The organism is Candidatus Agathobaculum pullicola (assembly GCF_052117205.1).
Lineage (GTDB): Bacteria > Bacillota > Clostridia > Oscillospirales > Butyricicoccaceae > Agathobaculum > Agathobaculum pullicola.
In genome coordinates, this window is sequence record NZ_JBQKJP010000001.1 from 138569 (window position 1) to 152164 (window position 13596).

Below are 13596 nucleotides of genomic sequence, written 5' to 3' on the forward strand. Positions count from 1 at the left end.
CAGAAAAGTGCTGTGATGATTGAAATCACGGCACTTTTTTGCTATAATTTAAGTATGAAAACAAAAGAGAGAAGCCCAGCGGAGTGGCGCGCGCTGCTGGATAAAAAAGAAGATGAAATCGCATTCCTGCATCGGCAGATCGACTGGCTGACACAGCAGCTTCGGCTTGCGCGAGGGCAGCGTTTTGGTGCGTCCAGCGAACAGACACAGGCGATCCTGGAACAGGTGTCGCTGTTCCAGGAGGCGGAATCGGAGTCATGTGCAAAGATGCCGGAACCAGAACTGGAGCAGGTCACATATAAGCGGAGGAAGCAGAAAGGAAAACGGGAACTGGATTTTTCTGGCCTTCCCGTGGAACAAGTCATCCATGAACTGCCGGAAGCCGAACAGGTCTGTTTGGAGTGCGGCGGGAAACTGCATGCCTGCGGTCATGAGGTGCTGCGCCGGGAACTGGCCTATGTTCCCGCGCAATATAAAGTGGTGGAACATGTACAGACGGTATATGCGTGCAGGTGCTGTGAAAGGAACAGCGACCATGTCTTTCTGCGGAAAAGCGAGGTTCCCGCCCCACTGATTCCTGGAAGCGGGGTGGCTTCACCAAGCCTGTTGGCCCATATTATGAACAGCAAGTATACGTTGGCCCTTCCCCTTTACCGGCAGGAACAGGAGCTGCAGCGGAGGGGGCTGTCGATTTCCCGGCAAACCATGTCCAATTGGATCATCTATGCGTATCAGCATTATTTCCCCAGCCTTTTTCATGCTCTGCACCAGGAGCTGCTGAAGAGTGAGATCCTCCACGCGGACGAGACCACGTTGACTGTGCTGCGGGAGGATGGCAGGCAGGCCAGGCAAAAGAGTTATGTGTGGGTATATCGGACATCCGGCGATGCGGTAAGCCCAGTGGTGCTGTACGATTACCAGCCCAGCCGCTCCGGTGTGTGTGCAAGCAATTTTCTGCAGGGCTTCACTGGGCTGCTACATACAGATGGGTATGAGGCATACCACTGCAAATTGCCGCAGGAGATCACAGTTGCGGGCTGCTGGGCACATATGAGACGAAAATTCACGGATGCGTTGAAAACGCTTCCGAAAGATATCCGGGCACGCTCTCCAGCTCTGGTCGGTCTGGAGTACTGCAATAAGCTGTTCCATCTGGAAGAAGATTACGCAAAACAGGGACTTTCTTTTCAGGAAAGATTTTTCGCCCGGATGGAACGCTCCAGAACGGTGGCAGAAGAATTTTTCGCCTGGGTGAGAGAGGAACAGGAGAAAAATCCCGTACCAAAAAGTATGTTTGGTACGGCGTTGACTTATGCCCTGAATCAACGGGACTGGCTGATGAATATATTTCTGGACGGACGGCTGGAGCTGTCTAATAACCGGGCGGAGCGTGCGGTACGTCCCTTTGCCATTGGAAGAAAAAACTGGTTGTTCTGCAACACACCTCATGGCGCCAATGCCAGTGCAACGATCTATTCCATTGTTGAGACGGCCAAAGCGAATGGCCTGCGGCCTTTCCACTATTTAAACTTCCTACTGGAACGACTCCCTCACGGCTATTCCCCGGAAGCTTGCCTCCCATGGGAGGAAACGGCCCAGTCTATATGCAGATAAAGGCTGCCATTTGTGAAAAATGGCAGTCTTGCTCTTTCCTGAGGTGTCCTCCTCTATTTTACGCTTACATGCATCTCTGAAATGTCGCCTCTCGCGTGGAAAAACTGATTTTCCGAAAAAAGCGTTTTTTCGAACTTTTTGCCACAGAAAACGGCGTTAAATATGCGAAAACACCGCACTTTCGTGCGGTGTTTTCGGTGCTGCATCTTTCATCAACATATTTTGGAGCTTGCGGCCGGACTCGAACCGGCGACCTGCGCATTACGAATGCGCTGCTCTACCAACTGAGCCACGCAAGCAATCTTAATTGACTGACTGTGCTTCTGTATGTCAGCCTTGATAGTATATCATGTTTTTTTGCTTTCGTCAATCTTTTTTTGATATTTTCCTTGACTTTTTCTGGCTATCCGCTATAATAGTAAAGTATCCTTGCTCATATCAAAGGATATGGGCCAAAAGTCCAAAAGGAGGTGCTAAGAAAATGGCAAAGATTTCTGGCAAGTACGAGACAATCTTCATTGTCAACCCCACGCTGGAAGAGGCAGCGGCTACCGCTGTTGTGGACAAGTTCAAGTCTCTCGTCGAGGCGAACGGCACGAACGTGGAAGTGGAAGATTGGGGCAAGCGTCGTCTGGCGTACCCGATCGAAGACCAGAACGAGGGTATCTACACTCTGATTCGTTTTGAGTCCAAGCCGGAGTTCCCGGCTGAGCTGGACCGTATCTACAAGATTACGGACGGCATCATGCGTTCCCTGATCGTCTGCCTGGACGACTAAGGCGGTGAACGACCAATGCTCAACAAGGCTATTCTGATGGGTCGTTTGACCCGCGATCCCGAGCTGCGCCATACGCAATCCAATATGGCTGTGTGTTCGTTCTCTCTTGCGATCGATCGTGGCCGCAAAGATCAGAACGGCGAACGCCAGACCGACTTCATCGACTGTGTCGCATGGGGTCGTCAGGCAGAGTTCGTATCACAGTGGTTTACCAAAGGTGCAATGGCAATCGTAGTCGGCCGTATTCAGTCCCGTCGTTGGACGGACCAGAACGGCAACAACCGTACTGCAATCGAAGTAAACTGCGATGAAGTTTCCTTCGGCGAGACTAAAAAGTCCCGCGAAGCAAACGTCGGTTATGCCGGCGGCGGTTATGGCGGCTATGATAACGGATCGCAGATGCGGCCCGAGCCTGCCGCGTCTCAGGTGACTCCGGCATTCGATTTGCCCGCAAGCGATTCGGATTTTCAGGAGCTGGCCGATGACGACGGCGATGTCCCATTCTAAACTGAAGGAGGTTACGCGACAATGGAAGAAACCAAGAAGGAATTCACGCCCCGTCCGGAGCGTGCAGAGCGCCCGCAGCGCGGCCGTCGCCGCCGTAAGGTTTGCGCTTTCTGTGTTGATAAAGTCGAGCACGTTGATTATAAGGATGCCGGCAAGCTGCGCAAGTATATGTCCGAGCGCGGCAAGATCCTGCCCCGCCGTATGACTGGTACCTGCGCGCATCATCAGCGCCAGCTGACCGAGGCGATCAAGCGCGCCCGTCACATTGCTCTGCTGCCCTATACTGCGGAGTAATCATTTTTCTCATCATAAAAGGATACACAAATACCGCTTTTCATCAGAAAAGCGGTATTTTTTTGCTCATTCATCGGTAAAGATAAAAACCTCCTCGACCGTCAGGCCGAATACCTTTGCTATGTCCATTGCGAGCTTGAGCGACGGATTATACTGTCCGTTTTCCAGCCGTCCGATTGTTTCACGCCGCACGCCGACCAGCTCCGCCAGCTGCGCCTGATCCATGCCGCGCGCGGCGCGCAGCTCTTTGATTCGTGTTTTCAGCATAACGGTCATGCCGAGCGGCGTTCATAATACAAAAACGCCACATCCTGAAAAACGTTGAGTAGCCCCATCAGCAACAATGCGTATTCATAGGGAATGGTAAGCGGCATTTCTTCACCGAAAATGATATACAACAGCAGTGCACCGTTGATGATATTAAACAGCAGGGAATTGGCTTTATAGCCGTTGATGTGTGCGCGCTCGTCCGGCTTTTCTACACCTACACCGATTTCCAGCAGCACCAGACCGATCAGCAGCACCATGCACAGTGCAATCAAGATTCCCTGCCACGGCTGTGCTTTGATCGGGCCGTAGTTTTTGGCAAACACCCACAAGACAACAAGCACGCCCCATACGCCGGCATGGAGCATCTTTGCACGAGTTAACGTCATCATATATCCCTCCCATATGTGATATATTTGTATCTCTGTGTGATAAATATATCACACAGTATATACATTGTCAATCTCCATTTCTTTTTCCACAGTATTGTGGATAATTTTTTGCATCGGGTAAGGGAAACAAAAAAAGGACGCACTTTTGTGCGTCCTTTTTACTTATTCTTCCGTTGTCTCGGTCGATTCGCCGTCCTCGGTAGCCTCGTCCTCTTCCTGTTTGTCGGTGCGGGCAATCGAGATTACCTTTACGTCCTCGCTTGTGCGCATCACGATAACACCCTGGCTGCCTCTGCCACATTCGCGGATTTCCTCACAGCCTGTACGAATGATAACACCATCATCCGTAATGATCATCACATCATTATCGCTGTCTACGACCGCAATGCCAGCCACCAGACCGGTCTTTGCGGTCAGATTATGCAGTGTCATACCGCTGCCGCCACGGTGATGGATGGTAAACTCCTCAACAGGCGTACGCTTACCATAGCCGTTCTCGGTAATTGACAGCACATACGCACCCTTGCGTGCCCGCGCCGCGCCCACAACATAGTCGCCTTCGCTCAGGCGGATGCCGCGCACACCGGTCGCCGTGCGGCCCATCGCGCGTACTTCGTTCTCGTCAAAGCAAATCGCGCGTCCTTCATGCGTTGCAATCAGGATATTCTGCTCACCGTCGGTCAGACGCACGTCAACCAGCGCGTCATCCTCATTGAGATTGAGCGCGCGCAGACCTGCGCGGCGGATGTTCTGCAAATCGGACAGCACCACGCGCTTGGCAACGCCCTGACGGGTGACAAAGAACAGGAATTTATCGTCGGCAAATTCCTTGATAGCGAACATCGCGGTGATTTTCTCATCGCTTTCCAGCTCCAGAAGGTTTACAATGTTCATTCCCTTTGCCGAGCGGCCGGTTTCGGGAATCTGATAGCCCTTGAGCTTGTATACCTTACCGCGGTTGGAGAAGAACAAAATGGTATCATGCGTCGACGCGGTGAAAATATCCTTGGCGAAGTCCTCTTCGCGCGTGCTCATCGCGGAAATGCCGCGACCGCCACGTCGCTGTGCACGGTAAACCGAAGTTGGCTGACGTTTGATATAGCCGAAATGAGTCAGCGTGTAAGCACACTGCTGCTCCTCAATCAAATCCTCAATATCGATTTCATCCGCGACATTGGCAATCTCGGTGTGGCGTTCATCGCCGTATTTCTGCTTGATCTCCTGCAATTCCGCTTTAACGACCGCGAGAATATTCGCGTCGCACGACAAAATTTCCTCGAACGAAGCAATTTTTCCCTCCAGTTCGTTATATTCGTCGTTGATTTTCTCCTGCTCCAGACCAGACAGACGGCCCAGACGCATATCGACAATCGCCTGCGCCTGCGGCTCGTCGAGGTGAAACTCGAAGTGTTCTGAGCCGTCTACGATGCCGAGCAGCGCAATCTGGTCAATCCAGAACGGCTCAGCCATCAGGTTTACCTTGGCTTCCGCTTCGTTTTTGGATGCGCGGATGATGGCGATAATGCGGTCGATGTTATCGGTCGCCACCTTGAGACCTTCCAGGATATGCGCACGGTCTTGCGCTTTTTTTAAATCAAAGCGTGTGCGGCGCTCGACAACGTCTTTCTGGAAGACGACATACTGGTCGATGATCTGCCGCAGCGTGAGCACACGCGGCTGCAGCTTACCCGCTGCGCCCGACGGCACGAGCGCAATGTGAATCATCGAGATGGTATCCTCAAGCTGGGTATAGGTAAACAGCTGGTTGAGAATCACCTGCGCGTTCGCGTCGCGTCGGATGTCGACCACAATCTGCATGCCCTCGCGCGAGGAATGGTCCTGAATGTTGGTGATACCGTCGACGCGCTTGTCCTTGACGAGGTTCGCCATGGACTCGACCAGACGCGCCTTGTTGACCATGTAGGGAATTTCGGTAATCAGAATCTGGCTCTTGCCATTTGGCAGGTCGACAATCTCGGTCTTGGCACGTACCTTGATTTTGCCGCGGCCGGTCGCATACGCCGCGCGGATACCGCTGCGGCCCATGATGACGCCACCGGTCGGGAAGTCCGGCCCTTTGATAAACTGGCATATCTCGTCCATTTCGGCTTCCGGATGGTCGATGACATGGCAGATGCCGTCGATCACCTCGGTCAGGTTGTGCGGCGGGATATTGGTGGCCATGCCGACCGCGATACCCGACGATCCGTTCACCAGCAGATTGGGAAAGCGGGAGGGCAATACAAGCGGTTCTTTGAGTTCTTCGTCAAAGTTCGGACCGAAGTCGACCGTATTTTTCTTGATATCGGCCAGCATGTAGTTGGAAATCTTGGCCATGCGGGCCTCGGTATAACGGTAAGCTGCCGGGGGGTCGCCGTCGACCGAACCGAAGTTGCCGTGACCGTCAATCAGCGGATAGTGCAGCGAAAACGGCTGCGCCATGCGCACCAAAGCGTCGTATACCGATGCGTCACCGTGCGGATGATAGCGGCCGAGCACATTACCGACGGTCGTAGCGGACTTGCGGTAGGGCTTATCCGAGGTCAGGCCGTCCTCGTACATCGCGTACAGGATACGGCGGTGTACAGGCTTTAAGCCGTCGCGCACATCGGGCAGCGCGCGGCCGACAATGACGCTCATCGCATAGTCGATGTAGCTCTTTTTCATCTCTTTTTCGAGATCGACCTGCAATATTTTTTGCTGTTCGTATTCTTGACTCATTCTTTGCCTCCGGAATTGTTGGCGTTATTATACATGCCGTCCGCGCATCAGACGTCCAGATTCATAACATACTTGGCGTTTTTCTCAATAAATTCGCGCCGCGGCTCGACCTTTTCACCCATCAGCAGCGCGAAGGTTTCGTCGGCTGCCGCCGCATCCTCCATCGTTACCTGCAGCAGCGTGCGGTTTGCCGGGTCCATGGTGGTCTCCCACAATTGCTGCGGGTCCATCTCGCCCAGACCTTTGTATCGCTGCACGCGCACGCCTTCTCCCATTTCATCAAGGCAGGCGCGCTGCTGTTCGTCGGTATAGGTATAGCGTACATCCTTGCCCTTTTCGTTCTTGAAAAGCGGCGGCTGCGCGATAAACACATGTCCATGCTCGATAAGCGGCCGCATAAAGCGGAAAAAGAATGTCAGCAGCAGGGTACGGATATGGCTGCCGTCGACGTCGGCATCGGCCATCAAAATGATTTTTCCGTAACGCAGCTTGGACAAATCAAAATCGTCGCCAAAGCCCGCGCCGAATGCGGTAATCATCGGGGTAAGCTTGTCGTTGCCGTATACGCGGTCGAGACGTGCCTTTTCAACGTTAAGCATCTTACCCCAGAGCGGCAGAATCGCCTGATGCCGCCGGTCGCGGCCTTCCTTGGCCGAACCGCCCGCGGAATCACCCTCGACGATGTAGATTTCGGTATAGGTCGGGTCCTTTTCAATGCAGTCAGCCAGCTTGCCGGGCAGGGAGGCCGAGTCAAGTGCGGACTTGCGCCGCGTCATCTCGCGCGCCTTTTTGGCGGCTTCGCGGGCGCGGGCGGCGGTCTGTGCCTTATCGATAATCGTACGCGCGACCTGCGGGTTTTCCTCAAAGAAGGTCATCAGCTTTTCAGACACCATCGCGTCGACCAGGGTACGCATATCGCTGTTGCCCAGCTTGGTTTTGGTCTGGCCCTCAAATTGCGCTTCCTGCAACTTGACCGAGATAATCGCGGTCAGGCCCTCGCGCGCGTCCTCGCCCTTAAAGGACTCGTCATCTTTGAGCAGCTTGTATTTGCGGCCGTATTCGTTCAGCACGCGGGTAAGCGCGGCTTTGAAGCCGGTCTCGTGCGTGCCGCCCTCGGTCGTATTGATGTTATTGGCAAAGGACAGCAACAGCTCGTTGTAGCTGTCGGTGTACTGCATGGCAACCTCTGCCATCGAGGTATCGCGGCTGCCTTCCATGTAAATGACCTGCTCGTGCAGCGGATTTTTCGCGCGGTTGAGGTGCTGCACAAACTGACGGATACCGCCCTCGTAGTGCATGACCTCCTCGACCGGCTCATCGTCACGCTCGTCGCGCAGCGTGATTTTAAGACCGGCGTTCAAAAACGCCTGCTCACGCAGCCGCTTTTCCAGCACGTCGAAATCGTAAACCGTCGTCTCGAAGATTTCCGGGTCGGCATGGAAACGAATGGTCGTACCGGTTTCGCTTTCGCAAGGCGTGTCGCGCATTTTTACCTGCGTCACGCCGCGCTCAAAGCGCATGTAATGCTTGGTATGGCCGTCGCGCACTTCGGCCTCCAGCCAGTCGGACAGGGCGTTTACGACCGACGAGCCAACGCCGTGCAGGCCGCCGGACACCTTATAGCCCGAACCATCGAACTTACCGCCCGCGTGCAGCACGGTCAAAACGACCTCCAGCGTCGGGATGCCCATTTGCGGATGGATGCCGCAGGGAATACCGCGGCCGTTATCCGCTACGCGAATGACCTCGCCCTTTTCAATCGTCACCTCAATATGGGTGCAGTAGCCCGCCAGCGCTTCGTCGATTGAGTTGTCGACAATCTCATACACCAGATGGTGCAGGCCGCGCGCCGAGGTCGAGCCGATATACATGCCCGGACGTTTGCGCACCGCTTCCAGTCCTTCGAGCACCTGAATTTGACTTTCGTCATAGGTGTCGGTGACCTTCAGGTCGAGCACTTCGTCCTTGATTTCCATTTCTTCACTCATATGATTTAATTTCCTTTCCAGAAATTGCGGTAACGATAATTGTATGCGCTTTTATGCGCTTATATTGCGTATGCCTTTTCCGCGCGGCGCTGCAAGGCCTGCGGCGACAAGCTGGTTAAATACAGCGTTTCACCCAGCGCATTTTCACATAGCACCCCTGCGCGCGGCAGGTCTTCATACAGCTCGATGATGCGTCCCTCATCCTGTAATCGCTCCACCAATCGAACGGTTCGTTTGGATGCGGTGGCGGTGTCCATATCGAACACGGCAACCACGCTTTGCAGCGGCACAATATAGTCCTGTCCCAAATGCAGATACATGGAAAATCCTCCTGTTTTCCCACAAAATGGACACAATAACAGACCGTGGAACGACCTTGCGCAGAAATATGCAGCCACCGCGCGAAATATCGTCCGCCGGTCTGTCCCTCGGGCTGTATTCTATTCTAATTATACCACTTTTTTCAGGTTTTGTGTACCGAATAGACGGAAAAACTCAAATGATTTTACCATTTTGTATTTGGAAAACCGCGCCTGCGCGCAGCTTATCCGAAATGCCGTCCTCACAGCAGGTAATCATCACCTGACCGGCGGAAATGCGGTTTAAAACAAAGTCCTGCCGCCGGCGGTCCAGCTCGGAAAGCACATCGTCCAGCAGTAAAACCGGATACTCACCGTCCTCCCCGAAAAACAGCTCGCGCTCGGCAAGCTTTAAAGACAGCGTACAGGTGCGCACCTGTCCCTGTGAGCCGTAGGACGCCGCGCTGCGTCCATCGAGCAGCAGCACCAAATCATCCTTATGCGGGCCGGAAAGGCAGCTTCGCGCCGCGATTTCAGCCTGCTTATGGCGCAAAACGTGATCGATAAGCTCCTGCTCGATTTGCTTTGCGGACGCAAAAGGGTCGGTGACCGATGAGACGGTTTGATATTCGCCTGAAAGCGTCTCCTGCGGCGCGATGTCGGCATAAACAGCCGCTGCTGCTTCAAGCAGTTTTTTGCAGTAATACGCGCGGTAACGGATAATCTGCGCGCCAATGTGCGCCATGCGCAGCGAAAAATCCTCCCACATGGACAAAAGCGAGGGTTTTTCCTCGCTGTCACGCAGGATACGCGTTTTGTGCTCATGCAAGCGGTTATATTCCTCCAGATAGCGCGCATAGTATGGACGCAGCTGGCACAGCGCGGTATCCAGAAAGCGTCGCCTCGCGCCCGCGCCCTGCCGCACCAGCATCAGATCCTCCGAGCAAAACAGAACGGTTTTCAGAATGCCTTGCGCATCCGACTGGCGCTTCTGTCGCACGCCGTTTTTGTAAATTTCCATGGATTTCATGCGCGAAAGACGCAGCTCAAGTGTAAAATCCCGTCTTTGCGCCTGAAAATCGGTTATAATCCGCGCGTGATCCTCACCGAAGCGCAGCCCTTCTTTTTTCTGCGCGGTGCGGAATAAGCGCATGGTGGAGCAGGCGGCGGCGGCTTCAAGCAGATTGGTTTTGCCCTGTCCGTTTTCGCCGCAAATCAGGTTGACGGCAGGGTCAAATACAAATCGCGCATGCGCATAATTGCGGAACTGTTCCAGCTCCAGCGAACGGATATTCATACGATTTTGACGGTTTCCCCGTCCAGCGTCACAGAGTCGCCCGGACGCAGTTTTTTGCCACGCATGGTGCAGCTCTCGCCGTTTACCAGCACTTCTCCCTCCGCGATACGGATTTTCGCTTCTCCGCCCGAGCTAACTAAATTAGCAAATTTTAACAGTGCATCCAATTTAATGAATTCTGTTTGGATTTTGATTTCAGTCATTGGCCTTTAACCTCACCGGCAGCACCAGATAAGTGTATTTATCGCCTTCCAGCGGAGAGACGACAATCGGATTGAGCGAGCCTTTAAGCTGAATCTTTACGGTTTCGTCGCCGGCGGCGCGAAGCGCGTCTAGAATATAGCGATTGTTAAAGCCGATTTCCAAATCGTCAATCGTGCCTTCAAACGCACATTCGTCATAGCTTTTGCCGACGGCCGTGATGCACGACATCTGCACATAGGAGCCGTCAAAATGGAATCTGACCGGGTTTTTCAGCTTTTCGGAGACGATCAGGGAGACGCGCTCAATACAGGTGATCATCTCATGCCGGTCGGCCGTAACGACATATTCAAATTCTGACGGGATTGCCGCGCGGTAATTGAGAAATTCGCCGTCAATCAGACGGGTGATGAGCGTGGTGCCGCCGATGCGGAACAAAATATTCTTTCGGTCGGGGAAAATCTCCACATCGCCGTCCTCTTCGGTTAAAATACGTTCGATTTCACGCAGCGATGGGCCGGGCACAACGAATTTCATGTCCCCGGAAATGCCTTCCACCGTTTCGCGGCGCACGGACAGTCGATATCCGTCGACCGCGACAACATTCAAACGGTTGCTTTCCAGTTCAAATAAACAGCCCGTGTGGATAGGTTTGGATTCGTTGTCGGATACCGAGAAAATGGTCTGGGCAATCATGCTTTTGAGCATGGACTGCGGCAGGGAAAAGCCAGTGTCGGCGGAAACCTCGGCCAAAGCCGGGTATTCGTCGGCTTCGGTCGCGACCAGATTAAATACGGCGCGGCCGCATTTGATGGTGGTCAGCAGTTTGTCATCGGTTTCCAGATAGACGACATCCTGCGGCAGCTTGCGAACAATGTCATAAAACAGCTTGGCGTTAAGCACAATGCTGCCGGGCTCGACAATATCGGCTTGGGCAGTGGTGCGAATACCCATGGAAAGGTCATAGCCGGTCAAAGTGAGCGAATCGGTTTCTGCGGTAACTAAAAGTCCTTCGAGCAATGGCATGGAGCTTTTGCCTGTAACCGCACGGGAGGCAGTACCGATCAGACCGAGCAGGGTTTCTTTTTCACAGGAGAATTTCATCGGACGTTCCTCTTTCTTTGGAAATCGTAAGAAAAAACAGGATAGGATTTTATCGTAGTAGTAGAGGCTGGGGAAATTGGGGAAAAACAGTGCAAAGCCAGACGTGGTGCGGGAAATGTCGTACACAGAAGGATGTGGATGAATTCTGCGCGCTCCACAGCTTCCACAGCCGGCTTTTTTATCCACAGGACAAGTCTTGTGGAATCCACAGGGATATGTGGATAGATTTTTATTCCCCGCGGATGTTGTTGTGCAGCTTTTTGATGACCTCTTCAGTCTCTCTGGAGTTCTTTCGTTCCTCCTCGATTTTGTTGCAGGCGTGCATGACTGTTGTATGATCGCGCTTGAAGATTTTGGCGATATCGGGGAAGGAGTATTCCAGCTCCTGACGGATCATATACATGGCCATCTGGCGCGGATAGGCGACGTCCTTGGAGCGGTTTTGTGAAATCATTTGCTCGACAGGGATATAGAAATAGTTGGCGACGGCCTCCATGATGCGTTCGGGCGTGGGATTAAGCCCGGGGTTTTCGATACGCAGGGCGTCGATTGCGTTTTCCGCCAGCGTAACCGTGATGCGTTCGCCCATCAGCTCGTGCATGGCTTTGATTTTTTTGACTGCGCCTTCCAGCTGCCGGATGTTGGCCTGAATATTTTCAGCAATGTAGACGGAAACGTCGTCCGGTAGAACTACACCCATCTTGACCGCTTTGTCACGGATGATAGCGATACGGGTTTCAAAGTCGGGCGGCTGAATATCGGCCAGCAGACCCCATTCAAAACGGGTTTTCATGCGGTCTTCCAGAGTGTTGATTTCCTTGGGCGGCCGGTCCGAGGTCAGTACAATCTGCTTTTTCGCTTCGTACAGCGCGTTGAAGGTATGGAAAAACTCTTCTTGCGTGCGCTCTTTACCTGCAATAAACTGCACGTCGTCCAATAGCAACAGGTCGACCATGCGGTATTTGTTGCGGAAGGTCTGCACATTGCCTTCCTGAATGGCGGTGATCAGTTCGTTGGTAAAGTCCTCGCCCTTGACATAGATGATGCGAAACTCCGGATGCGTGCGGCGCAAAACATTTGCAATCGCGTACATCAGGTGGGTTTTGCCCAGTCCAGAGTTACCATAAATGAAAAGCGGGTTATTTTCCGCTGCCGGACGCTGCGCGACCGCGAGCGCTGCCGCGTGTGCAAATTTGTTGCTCGAACCGACGATGAACCGTTCAAACGTGTAATCATCATAGGGGGAAGAGCTGGTGGTAGACGCAGTGTACTCGCCGGTCACAACCACGACGGTTGTCGGGTCGCCGGTCAGCTCATACAGCGCGTTTTGCAGCGGCTCGATGAATTTCTGGTCGATAAACTCTTTTTTGAACTGGACCGGAGAATGCAAAATCAAACGGTTGTCCGTAAAAGAAACAACCGTTGCATCGTCGAACCAGGCGGAAAGGCTGGACGGCGGGAAATCGCGTTCAAGGCGTTCGAGCGCCATTTCCAATATATTATTAGCCATGGGGCGCCTCCTGTCGATATAAGTACATAGATAATAATATAATATCACAAGTTTCGGGCAGTTTCAACAGCAAGGGTTATACACAGCTGTGCGGAAATTTGTGTATCATTTTTTGTGGTTTTTGATTTGATAACCCAATTTATAGTATCATTTTGAAACTTTTCCCCAAGATGTTGAAAACGCAAAAAAACCTTGACATTTTGGGGTTTCTATAGGATAATAATTATTGTCTCATATTCTGCGGACAGGCAGCGGCATAAGCCCGCGTCTCGCGCCGGACCTATGCCGGTGCCCATCCGTAAATCCAAAAACAGGGAGGTGCACGAAGAAATGAAGAGAACGTATCAGCCTAAGAAGCGTCAGCGCTCCAAGGAGCATGGTTTCCGCAAGCGTATGCGTACGTCGAACGGCCGCAAGGTACTGGCCCGTCGCCGTGCCAAGGGCCGCGCGCGCCTGACGTACTAAGCGAAAACCGATTTTTCAATACGCGCCGGCGGCGCGGAGGAAAAACGAAGCGAGCCGCTTTATCCTGCGGTTCGCTTTTTTCTTTTGTCACAAAGAGAACAGGCTCAAAGGGGGCTTCGGTTCGGACGGAAGAAACCGGCAAAAGGGATTTGGGTTGTA

The 13596-nt window shown here is 53.1% G+C and carries 14 protein-coding genes and 1 tRNA gene; 5 read left to right on the forward strand and 10 right to left on the reverse strand.

What is annotated here, in order from left to right; all coding sequences use genetic code 11:
* Positions 1-15 precede the first annotated feature (15 nt).
* Positions 16-1614 (forward strand): IS66 family transposase, encoded by a 1599-nt coding sequence (tnpC, locus tag ACTQ3V_RS00780; protein WP_302668365.1) that lies wholly within the window; start codon positions 16-18, stop codon positions 1612-1614.
* Positions 1615-1837: 223 nt separating this feature from the next.
* Here the strand turns inward: tnpC and ACTQ3V_RS00785 are convergent.
* A tRNA-Thr gene (locus ACTQ3V_RS00785) sits at positions 1838-1913 on the reverse strand.
* A gap of 182 nt (positions 1914-2095) precedes the next feature.
* On the opposite strand from ACTQ3V_RS00785, the gene rpsF reads away from it, so the two are divergent.
* Genes rpsF through rpsR form a run of 3 tightly spaced genes read left to right on the forward strand, consistent with a single transcriptional unit; the run spans position 2096 to position 3193 of the window.
* The gene (rpsF, locus tag ACTQ3V_RS00790) at positions 2096-2392 is read left to right on the forward strand and encodes a 30S ribosomal protein S6 (protein ID WP_441465822.1); all 297 of its coding nucleotides are present in this window, start codon (positions 2096-2098) and stop codon (positions 2390-2392) included.
* A gap of 15 nt (positions 2393-2407) precedes the next feature.
* Positions 2408-2899 (forward strand): single-stranded DNA-binding protein, encoded by a 492-nt coding sequence (locus tag ACTQ3V_RS00795; protein WP_441465823.1) that lies wholly within the window; start codon positions 2408-2410, stop codon positions 2897-2899.
* A gap of 21 nt (positions 2900-2920) precedes the next feature.
* Complete coding sequence (rpsR, locus tag ACTQ3V_RS00800) at positions 2921-3193, forward strand: 30S ribosomal protein S18 (RefSeq protein WP_031473842.1); 273 nt, start codon at positions 2921-2923, stop codon at positions 3191-3193.
* 66 nt (positions 3194-3259) lie between these two features.
* On the opposite strand, the gene ACTQ3V_RS00805 is transcribed toward rpsR, so the two are convergent.
* From ACTQ3V_RS00805 to dnaA, 9 genes are all read right to left on the reverse strand, one after another.
* Positions 3260-3460: a helix-turn-helix transcriptional regulator gene (locus ACTQ3V_RS00805; RefSeq protein ID WP_441465824.1), complete on the reverse strand. Its 201-nt coding sequence runs from the start codon at positions 3458-3460 to the stop codon at positions 3260-3262.
* Between the two features lie 5 nt (positions 3461-3465).
* Positions 3466-3852, reverse strand: a complete 387-nt coding sequence (locus ACTQ3V_RS00810) for a hypothetical protein (protein ID WP_441465825.1) — start codon at positions 3850-3852, stop codon at positions 3466-3468.
* A 162-nt stretch (positions 3853-4014) separates the two neighbouring features.
* Positions 4015-6573, reverse strand: a complete 2559-nt coding sequence (gyrA, locus tag ACTQ3V_RS00815) for a DNA gyrase subunit A (RefSeq protein ID WP_441465826.1) — start codon at positions 6571-6573, stop codon at positions 4015-4017.
* 47 nt (positions 6574-6620) lie between these two features.
* Positions 6621-8561 (reverse strand): DNA topoisomerase (ATP-hydrolyzing) subunit B, encoded by a 1941-nt coding sequence (gyrB, locus tag ACTQ3V_RS00820; protein WP_441465827.1) that lies wholly within the window; start codon positions 8559-8561, stop codon positions 6621-6623.
* Positions 8562-8620: 59 nt separating this feature from the next.
* A complete protein-coding gene (gene remB / locus ACTQ3V_RS00825) occupies positions 8621-8881 on the reverse strand; it encodes an extracellular matrix regulator RemB (protein ID WP_441465828.1) in 261 nt (86 codons plus the stop codon).
* 175 nt (positions 8882-9056) lie between these two features.
* Entirely contained in the window at positions 9057-10157 is a 1101-nt protein-coding gene (recF, locus tag ACTQ3V_RS00830) for a DNA replication/repair protein RecF (protein WP_441465829.1), read from the reverse strand.
* Complete coding sequence (gene yaaA, locus ACTQ3V_RS00835) at positions 10154-10360, reverse strand: S4 domain-containing protein YaaA (protein ID WP_441465830.1); 207 nt, start codon at positions 10358-10360, stop codon at positions 10154-10156. Before yaaA ends, recF begins: the two co-directional genes overlap by 4 nt.
* Positions 10353-11462, reverse strand: a complete 1110-nt coding sequence (dnaN, locus tag ACTQ3V_RS00840; protein ID WP_441465831.1) for a DNA polymerase III subunit beta — start codon at positions 11460-11462, stop codon at positions 10353-10355. Before dnaN ends, yaaA begins: the two co-directional genes overlap by 8 nt.
* Positions 11463-11691: 229 nt before the next feature.
* Complete coding sequence (gene dnaA, locus ACTQ3V_RS00845; RefSeq protein WP_441465832.1) at positions 11692-12972, reverse strand: chromosomal replication initiator protein DnaA; 1281 nt, start codon at positions 12970-12972, stop codon at positions 11692-11694.
* A 330-nt stretch (positions 12973-13302) separates the two neighbouring features.
* Here dnaA and rpmH point away from each other — a divergent pair, with 330 nt between their 5' ends.
* Positions 13303-13437, forward strand: coding sequence for a 50S ribosomal protein L34 (gene rpmH / locus ACTQ3V_RS00850; RefSeq protein WP_441465833.1), 135 nt, complete (start codon positions 13303-13305; stop codon positions 13435-13437).
* Positions 13438-13596 lie beyond the last annotated feature (159 nt).